The sequence below is a fragment of the Mycobacterium persicum genome (genome assembly GCF_002086675.1).
GTDB lineage: Bacteria > Actinomycetota > Actinomycetes > Mycobacteriales > Mycobacteriaceae > Mycobacterium > Mycobacterium persicum.
Window position 1 is genome coordinate 1 of the sequence record NZ_MVIF01000008.1, and the last position, 25,906, is coordinate 25,906.

Annotated in this window: 22 protein-coding genes and 1 pseudogene; 6 read left to right on the forward strand and 17 right to left on the reverse strand. The window is 66.2% G+C overall.

The features are described from left to right. Positions 1-2,326: beta strand repeat-containing protein (locus tag BST40_RS04395; protein WP_083153576.1), on the forward strand; the 2,326-nt coding region annotated here is incomplete at its 5' end. 5 nt (positions 2,327-2,331) lie between these two features. On the opposite strand, the gene BST40_RS04400 is transcribed toward BST40_RS04395, so the two are convergent. Then, positions 2,332-3,195 (reverse strand): SDR family oxidoreductase, encoded by an 864-nt coding sequence (locus BST40_RS04400; protein ID WP_075546505.1) that lies wholly within the window; start codon positions 3,193-3,195, stop codon positions 2,332-2,334. 21 nt (positions 3,196-3,216) lie between these two features. Then, the gene (locus tag BST40_RS04405; RefSeq protein ID WP_075546564.1) at positions 3,217-3,864 is read right to left on the reverse strand and encodes a TetR/AcrR family transcriptional regulator; all 648 of its coding nucleotides are present in this window, start codon (positions 3,862-3,864) and stop codon (positions 3,217-3,219) included. 107 nt (positions 3,865-3,971) lie between these two features. On the opposite strand from BST40_RS04405, the gene BST40_RS04410 reads away from it, so the two are divergent. After that, the gene (locus BST40_RS04410; RefSeq protein ID WP_075546506.1) at positions 3,972-5,462 is read left to right on the forward strand and encodes a cytochrome P450; all 1,491 of its coding nucleotides are present in this window, start codon (positions 3,972-3,974) and stop codon (positions 5,460-5,462) included. Between the two features lie 223 nt (positions 5,463-5,685). Then, positions 5,686-5,829 carry a hypothetical protein gene (locus BST40_RS30705; protein WP_162877272.1) on the forward strand — a complete coding sequence of 48 codons (144 nt, stop codon included), beginning with the start codon at positions 5,686-5,688 and terminating at the stop codon, positions 5,827-5,829. 595 nt (positions 5,830-6,424) lie between these two features. On the opposite strand, the gene BST40_RS04420 is transcribed toward BST40_RS30705, so the two are convergent. The 3 genes from BST40_RS04420 to BST40_RS04430 form a co-directional block, all read right to left on the reverse strand. Beyond that, complete coding sequence (locus BST40_RS04420) at positions 6,425-7,393, reverse strand: sensor histidine kinase (RefSeq protein ID WP_075546508.1); 969 nt, start codon at positions 7,391-7,393, stop codon at positions 6,425-6,427. A 109-nt stretch (positions 7,394-7,502) separates the two neighbouring features. Beyond that, the gene (locus BST40_RS04425) at positions 7,503-8,963 is read right to left on the reverse strand and encodes a FadR/GntR family transcriptional regulator (protein ID WP_075546509.1); all 1,461 of its coding nucleotides are present in this window, start codon (positions 8,961-8,963) and stop codon (positions 7,503-7,505) included. A gap of 22 nt (positions 8,964-8,985) precedes the next feature. Beyond that, entirely contained in the window at positions 8,986-10,179 is a 1,194-nt protein-coding gene (locus BST40_RS04430) for a thiolase family protein (protein ID WP_083153613.1), read from the reverse strand. Between the two features lie 56 nt (positions 10,180-10,235). On the opposite strand from BST40_RS04430, the gene BST40_RS04435 reads away from it, so the two are divergent. Beyond that, on the forward strand, positions 10,236-10,574 hold the full coding sequence (locus tag BST40_RS04435; protein WP_083153578.1) for a Zn-ribbon domain-containing OB-fold protein: 339 nt from the start codon (positions 10,236-10,238) through the stop codon (positions 10,572-10,574). Positions 10,575-10,684: 110 nt separating this feature from the next. On the opposite strand, the gene BST40_RS04440 is transcribed toward BST40_RS04435, so the two are convergent. Continuing rightward, positions 10,685-12,850, reverse strand: coding sequence for an acyl-CoA dehydrogenase family protein (locus tag BST40_RS04440; RefSeq protein WP_083153580.1), 2,166 nt, complete (start codon positions 12,848-12,850; stop codon positions 10,685-10,687). A gap of 103 nt (positions 12,851-12,953) precedes the next feature. Further along, entirely contained in the window at positions 12,954-13,724 is a 771-nt protein-coding gene (locus tag BST40_RS04445) for an SDR family NAD(P)-dependent oxidoreductase (protein ID WP_075546512.1), read from the reverse strand. 110 nt (positions 13,725-13,834) lie between these two features. Between BST40_RS04445 and BST40_RS04450 the strand changes: the two genes are divergently transcribed. After that, positions 13,835-15,364: an ATP-dependent DNA ligase gene (locus BST40_RS04450; RefSeq protein WP_075546513.1), complete on the forward strand. Its 1,530-nt coding sequence runs from the start codon at positions 13,835-13,837 to the stop codon at positions 15,362-15,364. 72 nt (positions 15,365-15,436) lie between these two features. Here BST40_RS04450 and BST40_RS31450 read toward each other — a convergent pair whose 3' ends face one another. The 3 genes and pseudogenes from BST40_RS31450 to BST40_RS31460 all read right to left on the reverse strand — a co-directional run bounded on the left by BST40_RS31450 (position 15,437) and on the right by BST40_RS31460 (position 16,038). After that, positions 15,437-15,793 carry an ATP-binding protein gene (locus tag BST40_RS31450; protein ID WP_241780215.1) on the reverse strand — a complete coding sequence of 119 codons (357 nt, stop codon included), beginning with the start codon at positions 15,791-15,793 and terminating at the stop codon, positions 15,437-15,439. Next, positions 15,794-15,859 (reverse strand): annotated as a pseudogene (locus BST40_RS31455) (hypothetical protein); the annotation flags it as partial. It lies immediately after the preceding gene. Continuing rightward, entirely contained in the window at positions 15,853-16,038 is a 186-nt protein-coding gene (locus BST40_RS31460) for a hypothetical protein (protein WP_241780217.1), read from the reverse strand. The gene BST40_RS31460 and the pseudogene BST40_RS31455, both read right to left, overlap by 7 nt. Before the next feature lie 238 nt (positions 16,039-16,276). On the opposite strand from BST40_RS31460, the gene BST40_RS04460 reads away from it, so the two are divergent. Further along, on the forward strand, positions 16,277-18,544 hold the full coding sequence (locus BST40_RS04460) for a carbon starvation CstA family protein (RefSeq protein WP_082275348.1): 2,268 nt from the start codon (positions 16,277-16,279) through the stop codon (positions 18,542-18,544). A gap of 2 nt (positions 18,545-18,546) precedes the next feature. Here BST40_RS04460 and BST40_RS04465 read toward each other — a convergent pair whose 3' ends face one another. From BST40_RS04465 to BST40_RS04495, 7 genes are read right to left on the reverse strand one after another with little or no spacing between them, the layout of a single operon-like run. Continuing rightward, positions 18,547-19,128: a hypothetical protein gene (locus tag BST40_RS04465; RefSeq protein ID WP_241780210.1), complete on the reverse strand. Its 582-nt coding sequence runs from the start codon at positions 19,126-19,128 to the stop codon at positions 18,547-18,549. Then, positions 19,125-19,679, reverse strand: coding sequence for a mammalian cell entry protein (locus BST40_RS04470; RefSeq protein ID WP_075546514.1), 555 nt, complete (start codon positions 19,677-19,679; stop codon positions 19,125-19,127). The genes BST40_RS04465 and BST40_RS04470 overlap by 4 nt, the downstream gene beginning before the upstream one ends. After that, positions 19,649-21,103 carry an MCE family protein gene (locus BST40_RS04475; RefSeq protein WP_075546515.1) on the reverse strand — a complete coding sequence of 485 codons (1,455 nt, stop codon included), beginning with the start codon at positions 21,101-21,103 and terminating at the stop codon, positions 19,649-19,651. The genes BST40_RS04470 and BST40_RS04475 overlap by 31 nt, the downstream gene beginning before the upstream one ends. A gap of 1 nt (position 21,104) precedes the next feature. Beyond that, positions 21,105-22,241: an MCE family protein gene (locus tag BST40_RS04480; protein WP_089025004.1), complete on the reverse strand. Its 1,137-nt coding sequence runs from the start codon at positions 22,239-22,241 to the stop codon at positions 21,105-21,107. Beyond that, positions 22,241-23,542, reverse strand: coding sequence for a virulence factor Mce family protein (locus tag BST40_RS04485; protein WP_075546517.1), 1,302 nt, complete (start codon positions 23,540-23,542; stop codon positions 22,241-22,243). Before BST40_RS04485 ends, BST40_RS04480 begins: the two co-directional genes overlap by 1 nt. Beyond that, complete coding sequence (locus tag BST40_RS04490; protein ID WP_075546568.1) at positions 23,542-24,864, reverse strand: MCE family protein; 1,323 nt, start codon at positions 24,862-24,864, stop codon at positions 23,542-23,544. The genes BST40_RS04485 and BST40_RS04490 overlap by 1 nt, the downstream gene beginning before the upstream one ends. Continuing rightward, positions 24,861-25,889, reverse strand: a complete 1,029-nt coding sequence (locus BST40_RS04495) for an MCE family protein (protein WP_075546518.1) — start codon at positions 25,887-25,889, stop codon at positions 24,861-24,863. The genes BST40_RS04490 and BST40_RS04495 overlap by 4 nt, the downstream gene beginning before the upstream one ends. Positions 25,890-25,906 lie beyond the last annotated feature (17 nt).

Below are 25,906 nucleotides of genomic sequence, written 5' to 3' on the forward strand. Positions count from 1 at the left end.
CTTCGGCGGCCGGAACTCCGGCAACGGCAACCTCGGATTTGTCAACACCGGCAACGGCAACATCGGCTTCGGAAACGGCGGCTTCGGGGGCGACAACAACATCGGGATAGGTCTGGGCGGCAGCAACCAGCTGGGCTTCGGCGGGCTCAACTCCGGCACCGGCAACACCGGCCTGTTCAACTCGGGTAGCGGCAACACCGGATTCGGAAACTCCGGGACCGGGAACTGGGGTCTGGGCAATTCCGGCTCGTTCAACACCGGCTTCGGTAATTCCGGTAGGGCTAACACTGGCTTTTACAATGCCGGCATCGTCAACACCGGCATCGGCAACGTCGGTAACTACAACACCGGCAACTACAACGTCGGCGACTTCAACACGGGCGAGTTCAACCCGGGCGACACCAACACCGGGTCCCACAACACCGGCAACATCAACACCGGCTGGGCCAACACCGGCGATCTCAACACCGGCGCCTTCAACATCGGCGACATGAACAACGGCTTCTTCGCCAGGGGCGACGGCGCAGCAAATGCCGGGTTCTCCTACACCATGACGATTCCAGAAATTCCGATAAATCTGCCGTTGAGTGTTCCCTTGCATATTCCTGTCGAGGGTCGCACCACAGAAATCGTGTTAGCACCGTTCAAGATTCCCGCAATTCCATTAGATTTTCCCGCGCTAAGCGGCACTGTCGGTCCAATACAAATGCCTCCCATCCGAGTATCGGGGCCGTTCATTTCGATTACCGTGGGAAGCCCAGAAACGAGGCTAGGCGTTTCTGTTGCCGGGAGTGTCGGCCCTATCAACATCCCGATCATCAATATCCCGGCAGCACCGGGTTTCGGAAACACGACCGACGCGCCTTCGTCAGGATTTTTCAATAGCGGCCGAGGGGGCACGTCGGGGTTCGGCAACTTCGGACCCGACACCTCGGGCTTCTTCAATTTCACCCGCAACCTGGGCAGTTCAGGCGTGCTGAACGCCGGCCTGCTGCAATCGGGTATCCACAACTTCGGCAACTCCATCTCCGGCTTCGAGAACACCAGCAATCTCGACCTAGAATTCCGTGCCCTGAATTCGGGATTGGGCAATGTCGGCAACCATCTTTCGGGAATTTTCCACAACAGCGGGGGCGCATCGACGTTCAACTTCGGCTACGCCAACGGAGGTGGCCTTAATTTCGGCAGCGCGAACCTTGGGAGCTTCAACCTGGGCAACGGAAACATCGGCGACTTCAACATCGGCGATGCAAATCATGGCATCGCAAACTTCGGCTTCGCCAACTTTGGGGACAACAACTTTGGTTTCGGTAACCTGGGCGATTTCAACCTGGGCTTCTGCAATACCGGTGTCGGTAACATCGGCTTCGGCAACACCGGCAGCTACAACACCGGCATCGGTAATACCAGCAGCGCCAACACCGGCATCGGCAACACCGGCTCGTTCAACACCGGCCTGTTCAACTCCGGCAGTTTGAACACCGGCCTGTCCAACGCGGGCAGCACCAATACCGGTAATCTCAACACCGGCGGGGTTAACACCGGCGATTTCAACACCGGAAGTGGCAATACCGGCTCCTACAATAATGGCAACCTGAACACCGGATCGTTTAACTCCGGAAACCGCAACAACGGCTATTTCTGGCGCGCCAACGACCGGGGACAGTTCGGCTTCGACTTTGGCATCACCATGCCCGGAATCCCCTTGAACATTGGCGTTAACGTCGATCTGGCGATACCCGTCACCGGCTTTATAGACGGCATAACGGTCCGGGAGTTCAGCATGGACGTCCCGATAGACCTCAATCTATTCATCGATTTACCTAGCCCTATTCCGAATGTAACCATTCCGCTGGGCGAGGGTGAGTCAATCACGGTCGTTGTACCCGAAATTGTTATCAACCGTTTCGACTTGACGGGGTTCAACGTAGGAAACGTAGGCGGCATACCATTCAGCAGGATGCACATTGAAATCATCAACAGCGTGGGCCCGATCTCAGTCCCGATCCTTCACATTCCCGCAGCACCGGGCGTCGGCAACTCCACCATCAATCCAACGTCGGGCTTCTTCAACAGCGGTCCGGGCGGCGGCTCGGGATTCTTCAACGCGGGACAGTTCTTTTCCGGGTTCTCCAACGACGGTGGGCGCTTTCTCTCCGGATTCGAAAACATCGGCCAACTGACGTCGGGCATGGGAAACATCGGCAGTATCGTCACCGGCTGGTACAACAGCAGCACCGCAGGGTTGACCGGCGCGTTCCTCTCCGGCATCGGCAACGTCGGCAGCAGGCTCGCCGGCTTCTTGCTCAGCGGCACCGGCCAGTAACCCGGTCAGCGCTGCGATGGGCCGGGCCGCAGTGCGCGGGTGAAGATCGCGTTGACCTGGCGCATCGCCACGCTGTAGGGCCACCACGCCAGCCGCTTGAACGCGTACAGCGCCCGGATATCCGGCGACGTGTAGATCAGGTAACGGTTCTTGGCCACCCCGGCCAGGATCTTTTCGGCAGCCCTTTCCGGCGAGATGGCGTGGCCGCTGAAGCGGTCGACCCAGCGCTTGATCTGTGGGTCGTCGCGGTCCACGCCGGCGATCTCGACCGTGTTGACCAGTGGTGTCCGCACGGCGCCCGGGACCACGACCGACACCCCGATGCGATGTCGTGCGAGATCGAAGCGCAGCACCTCCGAAAGCCCCCGTAGGCCGTACTTACTCGCGCTGTAAGCCGCATGCCAGGGCAGCGCGACCAGTCCGGCCGCCGAGGACACGTTGACCAGATGGCCGCCCCGGCCGGCTGCGACCATCGGCGGAACGAAGGTCTCGATCACGTGGATGGGACCCATCAGGTTGATCGCGACCATCCTGCTCCACTGGTCGTGGGTCAGCCGGTCGACTGTCCCCCACGCCGAGACGCCGGCGATGTTGAGCACGACGTCCATGCTGGGGTGGCCGGCATGGACGTCCGTCGCGAACGCGACCACCTGGGCGTAGTCGGAGATATCGAGGACTCGATGCTCGGGCACCAGCGCGCCGAGAGCACCCGCATCGGACACCGTCTGCGCCAAGCCGTCCGCGTCGCGGTCAGTCAAATAGAGTTCGGCACCCTGCGCCGCGAGCCGCAATGCGGTGGCCCGGCCGATGCCGCTGGCCGCACCGGTGACCAGGCACCGTTTCCCTGCGTAATACCGCGGTTGGGCCATGGCGGTGACGATACCGGCGGCTCAGGCCTTGGGGGCACCGCCCCACAGCGCGGTGAGCCACATCTGTTCGAGCACCCGCACCCGGCGGTCGGGGTCGCTGTCGCGGCCGACGAGCAGCGGGTCGCCGGTCAGCACGAGCGCGGTGGTGCCCGCCAGGGTACGAATCAATGTCGGTAGGTCATCGCTGATCGGGTTGGCGGTGCCGGCTCTCATTTCGGCCTCGACGACGCCGACGATCTCGCGCAGCACCACGTCGAACTGTCGCTCGAGGATCTCGCGGATCTCAATGTCGGTGTGGCGGGCCGCATTACAGGCCATCATCACCGGGTCGTTGTGCGCGTAGACAACGGCGGCGCTACCGACCATCCGCTTGGCGAACTGCTGCGGCGACTCACCCGGCTGGCGGGGGGCGAAGTAGTGGGTGAGTTCTTCGAGTTCCTCGGCTGCCTCTGCCAATATCTGGGCCAGCACCGCGTATTTGGAGTCGAAGTAGAAGTAGAACCCGGAGCGGGCTACCCCGGCCCGGTTGCTGATGGTGCTGACCGACAGTTCCGCGAACGGCCGCTCCTGCAGTAGTTCCCGCACCGCCTGCAGGATCGCCTGCCGATGCTTGTCGCCACGCCGCCGCAATGCCGGCACAGCCTGCTGGTCGGGGGCGTGCTCACTCACATGCTGACCATGCACCAAGCCGCGCGAAAAGAAAACTTGACAGCCGTCAAGTTCATTCCAAGGATGGATCTAGGTAGTGATGGCCGCCACAACCGGTAAGGAGCGTCATGGCCACGAGCAGGGCGACGATCAGCACCCCGGCGTATCTCCTTGACCAAGCCCAGCGCCGGCTGACCCCGTCGTTCAACAACTTTCCCGGCATGGGCCTGGTGGAGCGTTGGCTGCTGAACACTCAATTTCCGGAGAAGAAGCTGTCCGACCCGCCGCCGGGCAGCGGGCTCAAGCCGGTCGTGGGTGACGCGGGGCTGCCGATCATCGGGCACATGATCGAAATGCTGCGCGGCGGACCGGACTATCTGATGTTCCTGTACAACACCAAGGGGCCCGTCATCTACGGCGACTCGCCCGTCTTGCCGTTCGTCGCGGCGCTGGGCCCGGACGCCGCTCAGGTCATCTATTCCAACCGCAACAAGGACTACTCGCAGCAGGGCTGGGTCCCGGTGATCGGCCCGTTCTTCCGGCGCGGGCTGATGCTGCTCGACTTCGAGGAGCACATGTTCCACCGGCGGATCATGCAGGAGGCGTTCGTCCGGTCCCGGCTGGTCGGTTACGTCGAGCAGATGGACCACGTGGTGTCGAAGGTGATCGCCGAGGACTGGGTGATCAACGATGCGCGCTTCCTGCTCTATCCGGCGATGAAAGAACTCACCCTCAACATCGCCTCGATGGTGTTCATGGGCCACGAACCCGGCACCGACCATGAGCTGGTCACCAAGGTGAACAAGGCGTTCACGACAACGACCCGCGCCGGCAACGCCATCATCCGCACCAGCGTGCCACCGTTCACCTGGTGGCGAGGGCTCAAGGCCCGGGAACTGCTCGAGCACTATTTCGCCGAGCGGGTCAAGGAACGCCGCGGCCACGAAGGCAACGACCTGCTGACGGTGTTGTGTCAGACCGAGGACGAGGACGGCAACCGGTTCTCCGACAATGACATCGTCAACCACATGATCTTTTTGATGATGGCCGCCCACGACACCTCGACGTCGACGGCCACCACGATGGCCTACCACCTGGCGGCTCACCCGCAGTGGCAGCAGCGCTGCCGCGATGAATCGGACCGCCTCGGCGACGGGCCTTTGGACATCGAATCGCTGGAGAAGCTGGAATCGCTCGACCTGGTGATGAACGAGTCCATCCGGTTGGTGACGCCGGTCCAGTGGGCGATGCGGCAGACCGTTCGCGATGCCGAATTGCTGGGCTACTACCTGCCCAAGGGCACCAACGTCATCGCGTTTCCCGGCTTGAATCACCGGCTGCCCGAATTCTGGACCGAGCCAATGACATTCGACCCGGAGCGATTCACCGAGCCACGCAACGAGCACAAACGACACCGCTACGCGTTCACGCCCTTCGGCGGCGGCGCACACAAGTGTCTTGGGATGGTATTCGGCCAATTGGAGATCAAGACGATCCTGCACCGGTTGCTGCGCCGCTACCGGCTGGAGCTGCCGCGGCCGGATTACCACGCGAGCTGGGACTACGGCGGTATGCCGGTCCCCAAGGACGGCATGCCCATAGTCCTGCGCCCGCTGTGACCGTCTGAAGCCGGCGAGCAGGCACACAATCGCACGCAGCGAGCCGGCGACATGCGATTGTGTGTCTGCTCGCGGTCATGGGGTGAGCCCATTGCCCACTCGCTGGCGATCCCCCACTGCCGCAGGCGCCAAAACACCGCGCCGTTCGGTGCTTTGGCGATAGCATCTGATGCGGCGGAATCGCCAACTACGGGTGCGGTCCAGCAAACGAAAGGCACGGTCGATGAGCGCAAAAGAGACCAGCAGGACGGTGCAGGCGGTCAAGACGGTGGTCGTAGTGCTGGCCGCGGCATTCGCGGTGCTGGCGGCCGGGTGCGCCGCTGAACACGAGCCCGCCAACCCGATGACGAGCGTGGTGCCAGAGTAGCGGTTGGCCCGCGCCGGGTTTCGATCACGCCGCCACGCGCACCGGCAATTGCAGATTTTCGACCAGCCGAGATCAGGACCTCGGCGACAGATTGCGACATACGCCGGGTAGCGCATTTCACGTTCGATAACTGGCGAGCAGCTATCACGCGGCGCAAACGCGCACGAACTAACCACATCCTCGACTCGGTCGGATGGTCGCAGGTAAGTCCAGCGGACACTTCCCCCGACCCATATCCCTCAGGGTCGCTCCCTGCGGGTTTGATCTTGCGGCAGGCCAGAGCCATTAAGGCAAAACGGCCCGCCGCGAGAAGCGACGGCATAACATCTTCAGACAGTCATCGTTGGAATTCACATCTGCGCAATGGCAATCGAAAGGCACCACCGATGAATGCAAAAAGCAAAGGGTCCCGGGCAGTTCGGATAATCGTCGCGGCGCTGATCGCGGCGTTTGCAGCCACCGCGGCGGTGAGCTGCAACAGCACCGATGACTGCAAGACCACCACATGCACGATTCCGGCGGTGCCGGCACCGAGCGGGTCGCTGGGATAGGTTCGACGCCCGGCCGCTGCGGACCTACCTCCCGGACGGATTCACTAGCCCACGGAAGCCGCCGACGGCTCGAGCCGAAGGTATGCCTGAATGGTGGTGCCGTTTGCCGTGGTGTGGGTACGCACCAAATCCGCCATGGCGTTGACCAAAAACAGCCCGCGGCTTGCGGTTGCGCCGGTGCCCGGGAGTTGACGTCCGACGAGCGGCTGATCGAACCGTCCGCTATCGCGCGCCTCGCAGACCAGGTGCTCATCATGCCGCCAGAAGGCAAGCTGGCATGCGCCATCGGCGTATTGCAGGCTGTTGGTGGCAAGCTCGGTGGTGATCAATCGCAAATCCTCCAGGCCGTCTTGCGACAGTCCGACCCATCCGGCGTAGTCCACGGCAAACGAACGCGCACGGCGCAGGTCTGTGCTTTCGCGCACCAGATAGGTCACGGCGCCCGGGTTACGCGGTAGCGGCTGATTGCAGCGCGCCAACGTCTCCTCCGGGGCGTAATCGGCGCTGCGATACGCCGACCCGCACTTCCACAACAACGGATGGGTGGCACGGGCATCCGCCAACAATTCGTCGTCGAGCCGCTCGGCGTCGAACAGACACAGCGCCATCACGCTGTGACGTGCCAATGCCCGGTTGACCAACGCCTCATGCTGCACGCAGGCCAGACACTCGTCGGCGGTGCGGCCGGGCCAGACGAGGTGGCTGACGATCCGGACCCGCCGATCGGGGTATTTCGCCGCGAAGGAACTTGCTATGGCCAGGAATCGGCTCGGATTGCGTGCGACACGCGCGATGTCGATCATGCGCAGCTCCGCCATAGCGCGACCGCAGGCACCCAGTTCGCCGCGCAGCAATGCCAGTCGGTCCGCTGGTACCGCGACCAGAACCGGCTCCCCCAGCGCCAACCCGTCGGCCACGAAGCGCCCGACGAAATCCAGATACTCCCGCTGGGAGTGGTACAGCAGCGCGGAATGGACGAAGCCTCGTCGCTCGGTTTCCGTGCCAGTCGTCATGTCAGCGCTCCCGCCCCTGCGCCGGCACCCTGCTGGACCGGCTTTTCGTTCAGGTAAGCATGTACCCGCCGGGGGTGTTGATTATGCGCGAATTTGGCTCGACCGAGTTCTAGAGCCACCACGACGTCGCCGCGTCCAGATGGCGACGGATGCGGTAGCGGGCCAGGCTGTCGTCGCCGCCGCGGATCGCCTGCAGAATCCGCAGGTGGGCGTGTTCGACCGCGACGACGTCGGCCGCGGTCGGTGGCTGACCTCCGGTGCTGGACCAGTGCCGGCGAAATAGTTCGGCGATTATCCGCAGAAACAGCTCCAGCAGCGCATTACCGGCCAGCTCAGCCAGCCCGATGTGGAACCGGAATTCCTCGACCGCGGCCTTACGCACTCGGCCTGCGGCCGCGTCGGCGGCAAAACCCGTGGACGGGTCCAGCGTGTCGAGCATGTCCGCCACCTCTGGCTCGTCACGACGCTGCACGACTCTTGCCACGTTGGCGATTTCAATCGCATCCCCCACGCAGCGCAGGTCCTCGCGACTCGGCTTGCGGTACTGCAGGTACAGCGCGATGGTGTCGATGCTGGCCCGCGCCTGGGGGCGGGTGACGACCAGCCCACCGCCGGGGCCCCGACGCATATGGGCGATCGTGTGGAATTCCAGCAGCCGCACCGCTTCCCGCAGCACCGCGCGGCTCACCCGATAACGTTCCAGCAGTGCGGCCTCGGTTCCGAAAACCGAGTCGACCTGCCAACCGCTGGCGGCGATGTCGTCGGCGATCGCGGCGGCCAGCACTTCGGCCAGCTTGCCGCGGGGCGCCTCGGGGTCCGGCCGCCGTACCTGTCGGGGGTGTGCCCGCCCGGACCGGTCGCCGCGCCGATGCCGCTGCAGCCAGGCGGTTACCGCTTGCACGTGCCGCTCACTGAGCGCCGTGGCGCGCGCGGAATCACCGGCGGTGACTGCCGCGACGATTCCCGAATGGTCGTGGTGCAGCCGGTCCAGCGCCTCCAGCGCCTCGGTCGCCGAGTCGGTCCGCGAGGCCAGCGCGTAGCGCCTGGTCAGTCGCATCGAGACTTCGATAAACAGCTGTAGGACAGGGTTTTTCGATTGCTGTGCCAGTGCCACATGGAACTCGTCGCGGGCGCCGGGCAACCCCGGCTGCCGCTGCTCGGCAGCCAACACCGCCCGCAGCCGCTCGATTCCGGCTTCGTCGATCTGTTCGGCGGCAAGAGCGGCGGCCAGCGGCTCGAGCACCAGGCGCGCCTCGAGCAGGTCGTCCAGGGTGGTGCCCCGGTATTCGAGATAGATGACGACCGCGCGGGTCGCCGGTCCGGCATCGGGTGCACAGATGAGCAGGCCGCCGTTGGGTCCGCGACGCATCCGCGCCACCTGATGGTGCTCGACGAGCCGAACGGCTTCGCGCAGCACCGACCGGCTGGCGCCGTATCGCTTTTGCAGAGCGCCTTCCGAGCCCAGCGATGCCCCGACTGGCCAGCCGCGGCGGACGACCTCGGTCTCGATGCAGCGGGCGATCCGCGCGGCTCGCTTGTCGGTGCGGGCTGCCGGTGGCTCGACACTCAATGGAGCTGCCCCACAACGATGTTCAGCATGTCAGCAGCATGCATCCGGCCACCGGACCCCCGCCCACGGACACCACGCCGACCTCCGGGCGCCGAGCCACCTGGCGCTCCCCCGCATCGCCGCGCAACTGCAGACATCCCTCGTGCAACGCCCAGTAGCCGTGCATCCGCCCCGCCGAAAGTTGGCCTCCGTAGGTGTTCAACGGCAGCTCGCCGTCCCGAGCGATCCGCGCCCCGCCCTCGACGAACGGGCCGGCGTCGCCGTCGGCGCAGATGCCCAGCGCCTCCAGCCAGGCGATCGTCAGGAACGTAAAGCCGTCGTACAGCTGGGCGACGTCCAGGTCGGCCGGTGTCAGTTCGGTTCGCGACCACATCTGCGCCGCCGCGTCCGACATCGCCATCTTGGGATAGTCGTCGCGATGAAACCACCCACCGGCGCCGGAGGATCCACCGATCGCCTCGACCGCCACGGCCCGGTGCGGGCAATCGCGGGCATACCCGGCACTCGAGACCACCACCGCGATGGATCCGTCAATGGGCACATCGCAATCCAGCAGCCCGAATGGCGTCGACACCGGCCGCGTGCCCAGATAGTCGGCCATCGTCATAGGTTCGCGGTAGACCGCCAGCGGATTCAACGCCGCGCTGCGCCGGCCGTTGAGGGCAACCCAGCCCAACTGCTCCTTGGTGGTTCCGTAGAGCTCCATGTGCCGGCGGCAATTCAGCGCCAGCCAGTTCGCCGCCGAATAGGCGTGTGCGGCAATCAGATCGGTGATGTCGTCCATCGGCCCGACGGCGGGCCGCGGGGCGCCTTCGGGGAGGTCCAGCATCCGCGCCAGCGGCGGGGCCGGCGCATCGTCTTGCGGTCGCACCGGGACGTTGCCGCCCAGCATCTGGATGGTCCGATAGACCAGCACATGGCGGGCGCGCCGTTCGGCGACCGCCCGGCACGCCGACATCACCGGATTCAGCAACCCGCCCGTGCCGAAGCCGGATCCGCAATCCCCCGCGTCGATCCGCAGCTCGGCGTTGACCTCGGCGGCGGGGGTGTCGCCCAGGGTCGCGATGCCGTCGATGTCGGCGGCGACCAGACCGGCGTCGTCGATGGCGGCCCGCACCGCTTCCATGGTCAACTCGAGCCCCGGGATGCCGGTGCGCCGCCCGATGCGCGAAATGCCCAGGCCGGACAGGATCGCGTCCTTCTCGAAATAATTCACGTGCACCGCCCGCCAGGCCATCCGTCCACGAATCAATAGAGTGTACTGTATTTAGCGTGTCTGGCCAGCCGCTGCTCATCGAGCACTGTGACCACTGCGCGCGATGGGCGCATCCGGCGACCGGTGAATGCCGCAGCTGCGGAGGCCCGCTGGTGGCACGGCCGGTGTCCGGGCGCGGCACGGTGTTCACCTACACGGTCAACTACCACCCATACAACCCGGACATCCCGACCCCCTATGTGATCGCTCTGGTGGAACTCAGCGAACAGAGCGGGCTCCGTGTTGCCGCCAATATCGTTGGGTGTGAACCGGATTCGGTGACGTGCGGAATGCCCGTCGAGATCCGGCCGGAGCGAGGTTCCGGCGGGGCCCCGCAGTTCGCGCCCCGCACCTAGGGCACCGGGAGCCCCGCGAGCAGACGCGAGCAGACGCAAAATCGCCCAAAATCCGCGATTTTGGGCGATTTTGCGTCTGCTCGCGATCGCAGGCCCTGCCCCGCCGAGCCCTAGTTGATCAACGGGTCGCGCGGCATACCGAGAATGCGCTCGGCGATCTGGTTGCGGGTCACCTCGGAGGTGCCCCCCGCGATCGCCATGCCGCGCGCGCCCATGACCATCCGGCCGACCACCGCACCGGGACCGTCGAGCAGCGCGATCTCGGGCCCCAGCAATGCCGCCGAGAGGGCAGCGCCTTCGATCATGTGCTCGGCCAGCTTCAGTTTGGTGACATTGCCTTCCGGTCCCGGGCCGGCACCTTCGACGCTGCGCGCCGCGCGGCGCAGGTTCAGCAGCCGTAGCGCGTGATCTTCGGCCAGGAAGTACCCGACCCGAATTTCGGCTCCCGCCAACCGATCTGCTCTCCGATGGGCCAGCTGCACCAGTTTGGCTGCCAGCCCTTCGTAGAACGACCCGCTGCCGCCGATACTGACTCGCTCGTTGCCCAGCGTCGCCCGTGCGACCGTCCACCCGGAGTTGGGCGCTCCGACGACGTCCTCGTCGGGAACGAACACGTCGTTGAAGAACACCTCGTTGAATTCCGAGCCGCCGGTGATCTGTCGCAGCGGGCGCACCTCGACGCCGGGCGATTTCATGTCGATGATCACCGTGGTGATGCCGGCGTGCTTGGGGACGTCCGGGTCGGTGCGCACGGTGGCCAGGCCGCGGGCGCAATACTGGGCCCCGCTGGTCCACACCTTCTGCCCGTTGATCTTCCAGCCGCCGTCCACCCGGGTGGCGCGGGTCTTGACCGACGCGGCGTCCGAGCCGGCGTCGGGCTCGGAGAACAGCTGGCACCAGATTTCTTCTTGACGCAGCGCCTTCTCCACGAATCTTTCGATTTGCCAAGGTGTTCCATGCTGGATCAGGGTCAGAATCACCCAGCCGGTGATCGAGTAGTCCGGGCGTTTGATGCCGGCCTTACCGAACTCCTCCTCGACCACCAACTGCTCCACCGCATCCGCGGCGCGGCCCCACGGCTTGGGCCAGTGCGGCATGACGTACCCGGTCTCGATCAGCGTGTCCAGTTGCGCCTTCTTGTCCAGAGCCGCGATCTCGGCGGCGTCGGCGCGGATCCGGGTGCGCAACTCCTCGGCCTCGGGCGGCAGGTCCAGGCTGTTGACCCGACTGGCCCCGGCCGCGGTGCGGTCGAAGACATCGCGGGCCGGCGCGTCTCCGCCGAGCAATCCAGCGGTCATCAGCGCTCGGCGCAGGTGCAGATGGGCATCGTGCTCCCAGGTGAACCCGATGCCGCCGTGCACCTGGATGTTGAGCTCGGCGTTGCGCGCATAGGCAGGAAACGCCAGCGCCGCCGCCACCGCCGCGATCAGGCGGAACTGCTCTTCATCTTCGGATGCCGCACGGGCGGCATCCCACACCGCGGCAATGCCGGACTCCACCGCCACCAACATGTTGGCGCAATGGTGTTTGACCGCTTGGAAAGTCGCGATGGTGCGGCCGAATTGCTGGCGCACCTTGGCGTAGCCGACGGCGGCGTCGACGCAGTCGGCCGCGCCGCCGACCGCCTCGGCGGCCAGCAACGTCCGTGCCCGGGCCAGCGCCGATTCGCGTGCCCCCGCCAGGATGTCGTCGGCGCTGACGCTCACCTTGGTCAGCCGAACGCGCCCGGAGCGCCGGGTGGGATCGAGGTTCGCCGGCACGTCTACCGACACACCCGCCCGGCCGCGGTCGAGCACCAGCACGTCGTCCCCAGCCGTGACCAGCAGCAGATCGGCCAGCCCGGCACCCAGGACGACACCCGCCTCGCCGTCGGCGACGCCATCGGTGACCTGCACCAGGCCGTCGAGACCCACGCCGGCGGTGACGGTTCCGTCGATCAGGCCCGGCAGCAGCCGGGTTTTCTGCTCGGCGGTGCCCTCGTTGGCGATCACCGCCGAAGCGATGACGGTGGGCACGAACGGTCCCGGCGCCACCGCGCGGCCGAGTTCTTCGATCACCACCACGAGTTCGGGTAGCCCGTAGCCGGACCCGCCGTGCTCTTCGTCGATGTGCAGACCCAGCCAACCGAGTTCGACCAGCTGCGGCCAGAAGGGCGGTCGCTGTTCGTCGGCCGCGTCGAGCAGTGACCGCGCTGCCCAGCGGGCCTTCTGCGCCGTCAGAAACCCGCGGGCTACCTCGGCGAGTTCGCGGTGGTCGTCGGTGAGTGCGATACCCATCAGGGCCTCCTCGCGGCACTGCGCGGCCCCGCGCCGTCGCGGGTGCTGCTGATTTTCTAAAGAGTGTACTCAATCCAGGCGGGGGCCCGGGCGGCTCGGTCGGTCACTTGGGCGCGAAACGCTGGCCGGCGTCCAGCCGGATGCACTGACCGTTGAGCATCGGGTTGTCCACGATGGCCGCCGCCAGCTTTGCGTACTCGATGGGCCGGCCCATCCGCTTCGGGAAGGCCGCGTCTTTGACCAGCTGGGCCGCCATCTCGTCGGGAACCATGGCGGTCAGCCCGGTCAGGAACAGGCTGGGTGCGATGGCCAGCACCCGGATTCCCATCGATCCCAGGTCACGGGCCATGGTCAGGCACATGCCGGCAATCGCGGCTTTGGCGGCGGTGTAGGCGACCTGCCCGATCTGACCCTCGAAGGCCGCGATGGATGCGGTGTTGATGATGACGCCGCGCTCCCCGGTTGCTTCGGGGTCCTCGGGTTCGTTTTTGGCCATGTGCGCGGCCGCCAGCCGGCTGATGTTGAAGGTGGCGATGAGGTTGAGATCGATGACCGACTGGAAGGATTCGAGGTCGTGGGGGCCGGACTTGGTCAGGGTCCGCTTGGCGATGCCGCCGCCCGCGGTCGTCACCGCGACGTGCAGGCCGCCGAGGTTGTCCACCGCCGTTTGCAGGGTCTCTTCGGTTCCGGTGAAATCGGTGACGTCGACCGGGTAGAACGCGCCGCCGAGCCCCTCGGCAACAGCCTTGCCGTCGGAGTTCTCGCGGTCGAGCACCGCGACGTGTGCGCCACGTTCGGCCAGCAACTCGGCGGTGGCCCGACCCATCCCCGACGCACCGCCGATGACCACGACCTTCTTGCCGCTGATCTCCATCCGGACCTCCCTATAGTGGCTTGTCAGAATTCTGGCAATCTGTAACGTTATCTAGGCACGCTAGCGTGTCGGCCCGCAACGGTTGTCGGCGAGTCATGCCAAGCTGAACCGTGCTCCTTCTCGACGTGGCCACTACCTCACTTGACGTGGGCGCCACCTCGTCGCGGCTGAGGAAGGTCGAACGCATCGCCGACCTGCTTCGCCGCGCCGCACCCGACGCCGAGCTGGTGGCGATCATCGTGGCGTGGCTTTCCGGGGAACTGCCGCAGCGGCACATCGGGGTCGGCTGGGCGTCGTTGCGGTCGCTTCCGCCGCCGGCCGGGCATGCGACGCTGAGCGTCGCGGGCGTCGACGCGGCCTTCTCCGAGATCGGCGCCACCTCGGGTAGCGGCTCACAGGCGCGCCGCGCCCAGCTGGTCTCCGAGTTGTTCTCGGCGGCAACAGAATCCGAGCAGATCTTCTTGCTACGGCTGCTCAGCGGTGAGCTGCGCCAGGGTGCGCTGACCGGGATCATGACCGACGCCGTCGCCAAAGCGGCCGCGATCCCCGCCAGCGCGGTGCAGCGCGCCGCCATGCTGGCCGGTGATCTGCCGGCGGTCGCCGCCGCGGGCCTGGCCGGCGGGGTGGCAGCGCTGGACGCCTTCACCCTGCGGGTGGGCCGGCCGGTGGGCCCGATGCTGGCGCAGACCGCGACCGGTGTGACCGACGCGCTCGAACGTCATGACGGCACAACGATATTCGAGGCAAAGCTGGACGGCGCCCGAGTACAGATTCACCGCGCCGGCGACGACGTCACCGTCTACACCCGAAGCCTCGACGACGTCACCGCCCGGCTGCCGGAGGTAGTGGAGGCAACGTTGGCGCTGCCGGTGCGTGTGCTGGTGGCCGACGGTGAGGCGATCGCGTTGCGACCCGACCACCGTCCGCATCGCTTCCAGGTCACCGCGTCCCGGTTCGGTCGATCGGTCGATGTTGCGGCCGCCCGTGCGACCCAGCCGCTTTCGGTGTTTTTCTTCGACATCTTGCATCGTGACGGCGACGACCTGCTGGACGCGCCGACCACCGAGCGGCTAGCCGTGCTGGACGCCGTGGTGCCCGTCAGACACCGGGTGGACCGGCTGATCACGTCCGACGCCACGGCCGCGGCCGCCTTTCTGGACGCGACACTGGCCGCCGGTCATGAGGGCGTGATGGCCAAGGCGCCCGCAGCGCCGTACCAGGCGGGGCGTCGCGGCGCGGGATGGCTCAAGGTCAAGCCGGTGCACACGCTGGATCTGGTGGTGCTGGCCGTGGAGTGGGGTTCGGGCCGCCGTCGCGGCAAGCTGTCCAACATTCACCTCGGGGCACGGGACCCGGCCAGTGGCAAATACGTCATGGTGGGCAAGACCTTCAAGGGAATGACCGACGCCATGCTGGACTGGCAGACCGCCCGGTTCACCGAGCTGGCCATCGGTGGCACCGACGGGTATGTCGTCGCGCTGCGCCCCGAGCAGGTGGTCGAGGTAGCGGTGGACGGGGTGCAGGGGTCGTCGCGTTATCCAGGCGGAGTCGCGTTGCGGTTTGCCCGAGTGCTGCGTTATCGAGACGACAAGGGCCCCGACGACGCCGACACCATCGACGCCGTACGCGCGCTGTACTGATCCACGTTGCACGACAGTGAATCCCGTGACGCGACACTCCGGTGATGCGTCGCCACATTCACACTCACCCGGCTATAGCCTGGCGAATTGCGCTCTGTCCTCGGTGAATTCGGCCAGCATCGCCGTCGTCAACGTCGGCCGGACCTCGCCGATCGCGGTGAGATAGTCCTCGGTGGTCGCCGGCTCCCCGCGGCCATGCGCCATCTCGCGATCGAAGGCCACCTGCGCTCCCTTGCGGGCGGCGAACTCGATGTCGGCCGGAGTGAACAGCTCGGTGGCCGCGACCAGCCGGTCGATGTCGATGCCCGAGTTGGCTTGGCCCAGATAGCGTTTCCATACCGCCAGGCGCGCCGGCGGATCCGGCGGGCCGACCGGTATGACGTAGTCGAAGCGTCCGGGCCGCAGGAACGCCGAGTCCAGCGAGTGCACGGAATTGGTGGCGCAGACCAGCAGCCGCCCGTCGTGCTCACGGAACGACGGGATGAGCTTCAGCAGTTCGTTGGTGACACCGGTTTCGACGGTGCTGGCACCGGCGCGTGCACCGCGATCTGCTCGACCTCGTCGATGAACAGCACCAGTTCGTCGAGTTCGTCGAGTTCTGCGAACACTTCCCGAAGGGATGCCGCCAGACCGCCCGGCGCCGCGGCGGCCAGCCGCGACGGGAACAGCTCCACGAACGACGACCGCGGGCTGGCCCGCCCGAGCCGCCGCCATCACCTCGGCGACAGTGAAAACCGGTTCCGGCGATCCCGCAATGCGGCTTTGGTCCCACACCTGGATCGCCTGGTCCAGGTCGTTGTCGCCGTAGTCACGCAATCGCCATAACGGCATCATCCAGCGGTATGCCTGTTGCCGGGCTGCGCACAGCACCGTGGTAATGCGAGGATCACCGGGAACACCCGAGCGTGCACCATTGAGGGAGGGCCGGTGGCCGGCGACGTCAGCTACATCCGCACCGACGCCGACCTGCCGCCCGTCGCCGTCGTTGACCGCTCCCCGATCACCCTCAAGCACAAGATCTTCATCGCCGCCGTCGCGGTGATCGGTGCGGTCGCCTGGGCGATCCTGGCGTTGGTCCGCGGCGAAACGGTCAACGCCGTATGGCTGGTGGTCGCCGCGGGCTGCACCTACGTCATCGCGTTCCGGTTCTATGCCCGGTTGATCGAGGCGAAGATCGTCCGCCCCCGCGACGATCATGCCACCCCGGCCGAATTCCTCGACGACGGTATGGATTACGTGCCGACCGATCGGCGGGTGCTGTTCGGCCACCATTTCGCCGCCATCGCCGGGGCCGGGCCGCTGGTCGGTCCGGTGCTGGCCGCCCAGATGGGCTACTTACCGAGCACGCTGTGGATCGTGCTCGGCGCGGTATTCGCCGGCTGCGTGCACGACTATCTGGTGTTATGGATCTCCACTCGGCGCCGCGGCCGTTCCCTCGGGCAGATGGTTCGCGACGAACTCGGCCCGACCGCCGGTGTAGCCGCCCTGATCGGGGTTCCGGCCATCATCGTCATGGTCATCGCCGTGCTGGCGCTGGTGGTGGTGCGCGCTCTGGCGCAAAGCCCGTGGGGTGTGTTCTCGATCGCCATGACCATCCCCATCGCCCTGTTCATGGGCTGCTACCTGCGGTTCCTGCGGCCGGGGCGGGTGGCGGAAGTGTCGATGATCGGGGTGGCGCTCCTGCTGCTCGCCGTCGTGTCCGGCGATTGGGTCGCCCAAACATCCTGGGGCGCAGACTGGTTCAGCCTATCGCCGGTAACGCTGTCGTGGCTGCTGATCGGCTACGGCTTCGCGGCGTCGGTGTTGCCGGTGTGGTTGCTGCTGGCGCCACGCGATTACCTGTCGACGTTCATGAAGGTGGGCACCATCGCACTGCTCGCCATCGGGGTGTTGGTGGTCCGGCCGGTCATGATGGCTCCGGCCGTGTCACGGTTCGCCGGCGCCGGCAACGGGCCGGTGTTCGCGGGGTCGCTGTTCCCCTTCTTGTTCGTCACCATCGCTTGCGGCGCACTATCGGGATTCCACGCGCTGATCTCGTCGGGAACGACGCCGAAAATGCTGGAGAAGGAAGGCCAGATGCGCCTGATCGGCTACGGCGGCATGATCACCGAGTCGTTCGTCGCGGTGATCGCGCTGCTCACCGCGTCGATCCTGGACCAGCATCTGTACTTCGCGCTCAACGCCCCGGCGGCCCAGACCGGCGGCACCGCGGCCACCGCCGCCCAGTACGTCAACGGGCTGGGCTTGCGGGGGAACCCGGCCACCGCGGACCAACTCAGTCAGGCCGCCGCCAGCGTGGGCGAACGCTCGATCGTCTCCCGCACCGGCGGGGCGCCGACGTTGGCCTTCGGCATGTCCGACATGTTGCACCGGGTGTTCGGCGGCATGGAACTCAAGGCCTTCTGGTACCACTTCGCGATCATGTTCGAGGCGCTGTTCATCCTGACCACCCTCGACGCCGGCACCCGCGCCGCGCGTTTTCTGGTCTCCGACGCGCTGAGCAACCTTGGCGGGCCGCTGCGCAAACTGCGAAATCCCAGCTGGCGCCCGGGCGTCTGGTCGTGCAGCCTGGCAATGGTGGCCGCCTGGGGCAGCATCCTGCTGCTCGGCGTCACCGATCCGCTCGGTGGCATCAACACGCTGTTCCCGCTCTACGGCATTGCCAACCAGTTGCTGGCGGCGATCTCGCTGACGGTGATCACCGTCGTGGTCATCAAGAAGGGCCACCTGAAGTGGGCCTGGATACCCGGGCTGCCGTTGCTGTGGGATCTGGCCGTCACGCTGACGGCGTCGTGGCAGAAGGTGTTTTCCGCCGACCCGGCGGTCGGCTACTGGACTCAGCACTATCAGTATCTGGCGGCCAGAAACGCCGGCAAGACGGCGTTCGGTTCGGCGGCCAATGCCGACCAGCTCGACGACGTCATCAGAAACACCTTTGTCCAGGGCGCCCTGTCGATCGTCTTCGCGACAGCCGTCGTGGTGGTGTTTGTCACCGGGGTTATCGTGGCGCTCAAGACAATTCGTGGAGCGGGCCGGGCGCTGGCCGAGGATGAGCCGGTGCCGTCGAAGCTGTTCGCGCCCGCCGGCCTCATTCCGACGGCCGCGGAACGCGAGTTGCAACGAAGATGGAACGAGCTGCCCGGGTCTGCCACGAAACCCCTTGGTGCTCGCAGGAATTGACCTCAGACCGGATCGAACCCGGAGATCAGCCAGCGTCCGTCGACCTTGTCCAGCGTCACCCGGACGCTGGATGCGGTGTAGCTGGGCGCTTCGGTGCCCACAATCGTGGTCTGGTTGACGAACAGCAGCACCACCCCGTGATTCGGCTGGGCCGACACCGCCGCCGCGGCCGGTACGGTGACAACCGCCGAAATCTGTTTCCGCTTGGCGCCGGGGATGACCACGTCGCGGGTGAGCGACGTGTATTCGTCTTTGAAGTGACCGGTCAGCCGGTCACGTGCGGCACCCAGGTCGCGCTCGGCCGTGTCGGGCCGGTAGGACAGCAACTCGACCGTCGCTGCCCGCGCCGCCTGGATCACCTCGATGCGGCCGGTGCCGTCCGGCGCCGACGGGCATTGCCACTTCAGGAAACCGGCCGCCAGCGCGAGCGACAACGCCAGGCCCGGCAGCACACCGTAGGCCAACAGCCGCGGCCACCGGGTCCGGCGGTGAGCTTCGGTGGTGGCTTCAGTGGCGGCTTCAGCGGCGGCGTCGGTGGTGGTCGCGGTGTCGGATTCGGCGGTTACCGGCGGCGGCGTGCTCACGGCACGAACTCCACGTTGGAGACCTTGGCCTGCGCGCCCACCCGCCGCACCCACAGCCGCATCCGCCATGCTCGCGATTCCTCTTGGGCCGCATAGATGCTCGACGTTTTCACGGTCACGGCAACCAGCACCCGCGCCTGGTCGCCGGACTGCGATTCCAGCGCCGCTTCCGTCACCGTGCCGACCGATCTCGACTGGGTCCGCACCACGACGTCGAGGTACGGCTGCGATCGCTGGGCGAAGTTGTCGTAGAGCTGGCCCGTCGCCCCATCCAGGATGCGTTGCACGTCGGCATTGGCCTGGTGGAAGTCGATGGTGGTGAGGTTCAGCGCCCCCTGGCGACCGGCCTGTAGAAAGAGCCTGCTCTGCTGCTCGGTCTGCCGCTCGGTCTGCTGCGACTGATGGACGCGGAATCCCAGGAAAACAACCAGCCCGGCCAACGCGAGCACCACCGCCAGCATGGCCAGCACCGCCGGCCGAGCGGTGGCCCGACGGTTGGGCGGCGCCTGCGCCAACTCGCTCAATTCGGGGGCAGCAACATCGACTGCCATGTGCGCTCCTTCCCGCGGGCCGCAGCCAGATCGGACTGGGTGTAGACCTGCCCGTCCGGGCCGAGGTAGCTACCGGTCGCCGGGTCGTATTCGGCGGCGGCTATCGGAAACGGTGCCGGGACCGGCGCCGGGATGCCCGGTGCGGGCGGTGCGCCGGGGGGCAGCTGCGGAACGGGTTGGCCCGACAGCGTGGCGTTCGGGTCGCCCTTCCAGTTGTAGCCGTCGTTGAGCGGAACATAGCTTTCGTCGCTCTCACACATCGCGACCGTCGGCGCGCGTTTGCCGGGCTGGCCGACGCACGGCGTATTGCGAACGCCGCGAACGTTGTTCGGCGAGTCCTGCGGTACCCGGCAATACAGGTCCCCGGCGGGGCGGTCGGGGTAGTCCTCCCAGGACGGCACGCGGCGCTGCTGGGCCGGCAGGTAGCCGGTGGTGCACGGCGGCGGCAGGTTGAGTCGCATGTTGAAACTGAGGAAGACGCCCTTGTAACCCTGCTTGGTGTTGCGGTTGGGCACGCCGATCGCCTGGATGGTGGCCACTGCCTGGGGCAGCAGCACCAGCAACTGCTCGATGCCGGGGTGATAGGTGACCGCCACCTGACCGACGCCGATCAGGTTGGACAGCAGCACCGGCAGGGTCGGGTTGACCCGGTCGAACAACTGCCGGACTTCCGCGGCGGCCGGGCCGGCTTGTTGCAGCACGGTCCGGACGGCGGTGTCGTCGCGCTGCAACCCCCGGCTGAGGTCGGCCAGATGCGCGGCCCACAGTTGTACCGCATCCGGCGAGTCGGCCTGGGCGTCCAGCACCGGCTTGGACTGGTCGATCAAGGCGAGCAACGGATCCAGGTTCCGGCGCGCTTCGATGGACAGCGAACCAGCTCCGGTGACCAGCCGGGCGATATCCGGCCCGAGGCCGCCCACCGCGGTATAGGCCTCGTCGACCGTCGTCTTCAGGCTGTCGCGCGGGATCGACTCCATGCCCCGGTTCACCGTATCCAGCAATGTGTCCAGATCCGGCGGCACCGAAACACGTTCGGCCGGAATGACATCCCCGTCCTTAAGCGGTGGGGACTGCCGGCGCGGCAGCAACGTGACATACTGCTCACCCACCGCCGACTGGCTGTGCACCTGGGCGTCGACATCGGCGGGGATGTCGACACCCGACTTGAGCGAGAGCACCGCCGCGACACCGGTATCGGTGAGCCGCACGCTTTCGACCCTGCCGACTTCGGTTCCGCGATAGGTGACGTTGCCGCTGGGGTACAGGCCGGCGGCTTGCGGCAGCTGCACGGTGACCCGGTAGCGCCCGATACCGAACATCGCCGGCAGCTGGATGTAGTTGAAGATCATCACCGCCGCGCCGACGAGCGCGACGATCACGAAGATGGCCAGTTGGACGAGGATTCGTCTCGACAACGGCGGCATGTCAACGCCCCTGATCCCAATGGTACGGAGCGACAAGCGGATTGCCGGCGGTGTAGGGACTTGGCATCTGGCCGATGGTGCGGCCCCACTGCAGCTCCAGCTCGGTCAGGTTGCCCTCCCACCGGGTGCCGGTGAGGAACGAGGCGTCGAGCCGGCTCAGCGTCAGGTCGATGATGGCCGTCAGGTTGGCGTAGTCCCCGCGGGCCCAGTTGCTGATCGTGTCCTTGGGAAACGGGTAGGTGGTGAGCAAGCTCAGCGAACGGGTCAGGGCCGGACCGGCATTGGCCAGCGATTCCACCACCGGCCCAAGATCTTTCAGCTGCTTGACCAAAGCGTCCTTGGTCTGGTTGGCGGAGTCGGCGGCCAGCGCGCTGAACTTGGCGAATTGATCGAGCGCATCGACCAGCTGCTGCCGTTCGTCCGCCAGCGTCCGAAGCGCGTCCGGGATGGTCCGCAGCGCGCGGTCCACCACCGGCTGTTCCTTCGCCAACTGGCCGACCACGTTGTTCAGGCTTTCGGCCGCGGCGATGATGTCGCCGGTCTGGTCACCGACCAGGCCGACATAGCGGTCCACCTGTTGGATCAGGCTACGTAGGTCGGCGGCCCGTCCGGCCAGCGCGACGCTCAAGGCTTCGGTGATGTCCTGAATCTGGCCGATACCACCACCATTGAGCAGCAGCGAGACTGCGGCCAGGGTCTGCTCGGTCGACGGGTAGCTGCCGGCCGACGACAGCGGGATCAGGGATCCCTGCGTCAACTTGCCCCGGGGCGCGACGTCGGTGGGCGGGGCCAGTTCGATGTGCAGCGAGCCGAGCAGGCTGGTTTGGCCGATGGTGGCGGTCGCGTTGGCCGGCAGCTCGACGTCGCCGTCGAGCCGGATGGTCAGCAGCGCATGCCAGCCCTGCCGCTCGATCTTGGTGACGTTGCCCACCGTGACGTCGCCGACCTGCACGCGGGAGTTCTGCTCCAGGGTGCCCACGTCCGGCAATTGCGCCTGAATGGTGAACGAGCCGGGGCCGCGGCCCGCGGTGCCCGGCAACGGGATCGAGTTGAGGCCTCGCCAACCACAGCCGGCCAGACCGGTCACAGCCAGCACCGCCAGCGCGCACACCGCGCCCAGACGCCACACCGCACCCATCAGGAGCCTCCTTCGAAGGGCAGCAGCAAGCCGCGCAGCCCGGCGGCGGGATCGGTCGGATGCACCTCCGCCGGTAACGATGGAATATCAACGGTTGCAGGTGAATTGGAAGGCGGGGGAACATAGTCCGGCCGCATCCAGTCCTCGCTGTAGGTGACCTCGTTGGGCCGCGCCACCGCACCGACGATCAAGTTCTCCCCCAACGGGGGGAAGTTGTATTGCCGATTCTTGATGATCGGCGCCAGATATTGGACGCACAGCTTCGCCGACTGCTCATAACCCAGCCGCGACGCCGCTTGGATCGCCCCGCACAAGAAGGCAATCGGGTTCGCGAAGTTGTTCAACGCCGGCGCTCCGCTGAGGGTGCCCTGCGCCGGCTGGTAGATGTTCATGAAGTTCTGCAACTCGGTCGGGGCGATGTGCAGCGCCTGCTTGATGTCGTCGAGGCTGTCGTTCAGCGCCGTGGACACCGACGCCAGCTTGTCCGACGTTTCGCCCAGCGCCTCCCGGTTTTCGGCCACGAAGCCGCGGACGTCGCCGACGATGTCGGCCAGCGCCGCGACCGCGTTGGCAACCTCATCGGGGTCGTTGGTCAGCAGCCCGGTCACGGTGGCCAGGTTCTGGTTCAGCTGACGCATCAGGTCGGTGCTGCTTTGTAGCGCCGACACCAGAATCGACAGGTTCCTCACCGTGCTGAAGATATCGTTGCTGTGGTCGCCGAGCGCCGAAACCGCCTGGGACAGTTTGACAATGGTCTCTCTGATGGTCGCTCCCTGGCCCCGCAGGTTGTCGGCGGCGGTGTTCAGCAACGCTCCCATCGCGCTCACCCCGCCGGGTTGGCTCGGTTGCAGCATCTGGGTGAGCTTCGCCAGGTCCTGACGTAGGTCGTCCCACTCCACCGGGACCGCGGTGCGCTCCATCGGGATCACCGCGTGGTCGGGCAGCTGCGGCCCGCCGGTATAGGCCGGTGTCAGCTGGATAACACGCGCGGTGACCAGCGACGGGGACAGGATCACCGCCTTGGCATCGGCGGGCACTTGGTATTTGGCGTCGTAGGAGAAGGTGATCTTGACCCGCTCGGGTTGCGGCTCGATCTTGTCGATCGCGCCGACGGGCACCCCGAGGATGCGCACTTCGTCGCCGACGAAAATGCCGTTGCTGTTCTTGAAGTAGCCGACCACCGTTGTTTTGCGGGTCGCGGCGGCGGCCTGCCATGCCACCACCACCCCGGCGACGAAAGTGAGCACGAGCAGAGCGGCCACGCCGATGCGGGCATTGCGGCGGTTCACGGCGCGGTTCATCATTGGCCCGCTTGCTGACCGGGTCTCGCGGGCCGGGGAGGTTCGCCGGGCGCGGGAACGTACACCGGCGGCCGCGTCGGCGGCGGCGGCGGCGCCGTCTCGCCGGGGGCCAGCGCCGGCGGTCCCGGCGGTGGCCCGCCCGGTGGCGGCCCCGGCGGCGGCTCGCGGTAGGGATAGCGGGGATCGCCGGGATTGCCGGTGATCGCGTCCGGAAGGTTCAGCCGCGGCTCGCCACCCTGCCCGGTGCGCGGGAACGGTACCGGCAGCGCGGGTGTGCCCGGCTGACCGAGCTGCGGATCGGTGAGCTGCGACGGCAGCAGCACATTGGGATCCAGACCGAGATCGGAGAACGCGGCGTCGACGAACGGCTGGATGAACTGACCGGGAATCAGGTTGGTGATGTAGAAGTTGAACCACGGGCCGGTGGACATCGACTCACCCAGTGACAGCGCGTAGTCGTTGAACTTCTTGATTGCCAGCTGGATTCGCTGTTTGCGGTTGTCGACGATGGTCAGAACCCGGTCGAGCTTGTCCAGGATCGGGCCGAGGGTCTGCCGGTGATCGGCGATAAAGCCCTTGATTTGCCGGCTGATCGCCGAGATGTTGCCGGAGATCGCATCCAGCGCGCGGCTCTGGCTTTCCAGCTGGGCAAGCATGGCGTTGCTGTCGGCGACCAGCCGGGCGATCTGCTCGCTGCGCTCCGACAACACCGTCGTGGCTTTGTTGGCGTTGGCCAACAGATTTCGCAGTTGAGCGTCGCGCTCGTTGAGCGTCTGGGAGAACCGCGCCACACCGGCCAGCGCAATTCTCAGGTCGGGTGCGGTACCGGAGAAGGTGTCGGCCAGCACGGCCAATGATTCCGACAGCTTGTCGGTGTCCAGCCCGCTGATGGTGGCGCCGAGATCGCCGAGAGCGTCGGGCAGCTGGTAAGGCGACGTCGTGCGTTCGAGCGGAATCGGCCCGTTCAGCCTACCCTCGCCGCGGGGTGTGATTTCCAGGATCCTGGCGCCCAGCACGCTTTTCGTCTTGATTGCGGCCTCGGTGCGGCCGCCGAGCCGGATATGTTTGTCGACCTCGAAGCGGACCAGCACCTTGGGTCCGTCCAGCGCGATGCTGTTGACCTTGCCCGCCTTGAGGCCCGAAACCTGCACCGTGGTGCCGGTCTGCAGGCCGCCGGCCTCGGCGAAGTAGGCCGAATAGTCCCTGCCGGCCTTGACGAACGGCAACCTGTCATAGGTCAGCGTGGCCAGCACCGCCGCGGCCACCACCACCAGGCCGACCACGCCGACGACCAGCGGATTGCGTTCGGAGAACGATTTCATCGCGGCGTGCACCTTCCCGAGGGCTGGCCGATCACCTTCACGTAAATCGGTTGGCCGCCTTTGCCGTTCAGCTTCAAGAGCAGGTCGCACATGTAGAAGCTGAAGAAGTCGCCGTAGAGGCCTTGCCGATTCAACATCTGGTAGGCGTCCGGCAGCGTGTTGAGCAGATCGTCGAAATAGTCGCGGTCGGCAAGTATGACCTCCGCTATCCGCTCCGACTGGTGAATGATGTCGGCCAGCGGCGCGCGGCCTTGCGCCAGCAGATCGGCGATCGATCCGGCAGCCGCATTGGCATAGCCGATACCGGTGCTGATCTGCTGCTTGTTGTCGGCCAGGGTGGCCAGCAACTGCGACATTGAATCGACCGCCTTGGCGAATTGGGAACCTTGGTCGCCCAGTGAGCCCAGCACGGTGTTCAGGTTGACGATGACCTGCCCGATCAGCTCACCGCGGTCCGCCAGCGTGTTGGTCAGCGCCGCCGTTCGCGCCAGGAACGAACTGATCGTCGCGCCCTCACCCTGGAATGCCTTGATCAGCTCGGTCGACAAGGCGTTGATCTGATCGGGATCCAGCGCGTGGAACAATGGCCGGAAGCCGCCGATCAGCGCGTCCAAGTCCAACGCCGGCGATGTCTGCGCCAGCGGAATGATGTCACCGGGCCGCAGTTGTCTGCTGCCGCCGCTCCCTTCCTCGAGCGCCAGATAGCGGCCGCCGATCAGGTTCTGGTAGCGGATCACCGCTTTGGCGCCCTCGGTCAGGACCACGGAGTCATCTGTGCCGAACTCGACGATCGCGGTTCCGTCGTCCTGGATCGAGATGCGTTTGACCTGGCCGACTTCCACGCCAGCGATGCGCACGAAGTTGCCGCTCTCCAGTCCCGACACGTTGCTGAAGTGCGCCCGGTACGGCTTTTCGTCCCCGAAGCGCAGGTCGGCGAAGATCGCCAACATCGCGATCAGCCCCAGCGTGCACACGACCATGAAGATCGCCAGCCGCCAGATGGCGCCGCCCAGGTTTTCTCTCATCGCGTTGGCTTCTCCTC

Coding starts and splice junctions, on each gene's coding strand:
- BST40_RS04400 (WP_075546505.1), bottom strand. CDS start 3,195: ATGGCCCAACCGCGGTATTACGCAGGGAAACGGTGCCTGGTCACCGGT.
- BST40_RS04410 (WP_075546506.1), top strand. CDS start 3,972: ATGGCCACGAGCAGGGCGACGATCAGCACCCCGGCGTATCTCCTTGAC.
- BST40_RS30705 (WP_162877272.1), top strand. CDS start 5,686: ATGAGCGCAAAAGAGACCAGCAGGACGGTGCAGGCGGTCAAGACGGTG.
- BST40_RS04420 (WP_075546508.1), bottom strand. CDS start 7,393: ATGACGACTGGCACGGAAACCGAGCGACGAGGCTTCGTCCATTCCGCG.
- BST40_RS04440 (WP_083153580.1), bottom strand. CDS start 12,850: ATGGGTATCGCACTCACCGACGACCACCGCGAACTCGCCGAGGTAGCC.
- BST40_RS04445 (WP_075546512.1), bottom strand. CDS start 13,724: ATGGAGATCAGCGGCAAGAAGGTCGTGGTCATCGGCGGTGCGTCGGGG.
- BST40_RS04470 (WP_075546514.1), bottom strand. CDS start 19,679: ATGGCAGTCGATGTTGCTGCCCCCGAATTGAGCGAGTTGGCGCAGGCG.
- BST40_RS04475 (WP_075546515.1), bottom strand. CDS start 21,103: ATGCCGCCGTTGTCGAGACGAATCCTCGTCCAACTGGCCATCTTCGTG.
- BST40_RS04480 (WP_089025004.1), bottom strand. CDS start 22,241: ATGGGTGCGGTGTGGCGTCTGGGCGCGGTGTGCGCGCTGGCGGTGCTG.
- BST40_RS04485 (WP_075546517.1), bottom strand. CDS start 23,542: ATGAACCGCGCCGTGAACCGCCGCAATGCCCGCATCGGCGTGGCCGCT.
- BST40_RS04490 (WP_075546568.1), bottom strand. CDS start 24,864: ATGAAATCGTTCTCCGAACGCAATCCGCTGGTCGTCGGCGTGGTCGGC.
- BST40_RS04495 (WP_075546518.1), bottom strand. CDS start 25,889: ATGAGAGAAAACCTGGGCGGCGCCATCTGGCGGCTGGCGATCTTCATG.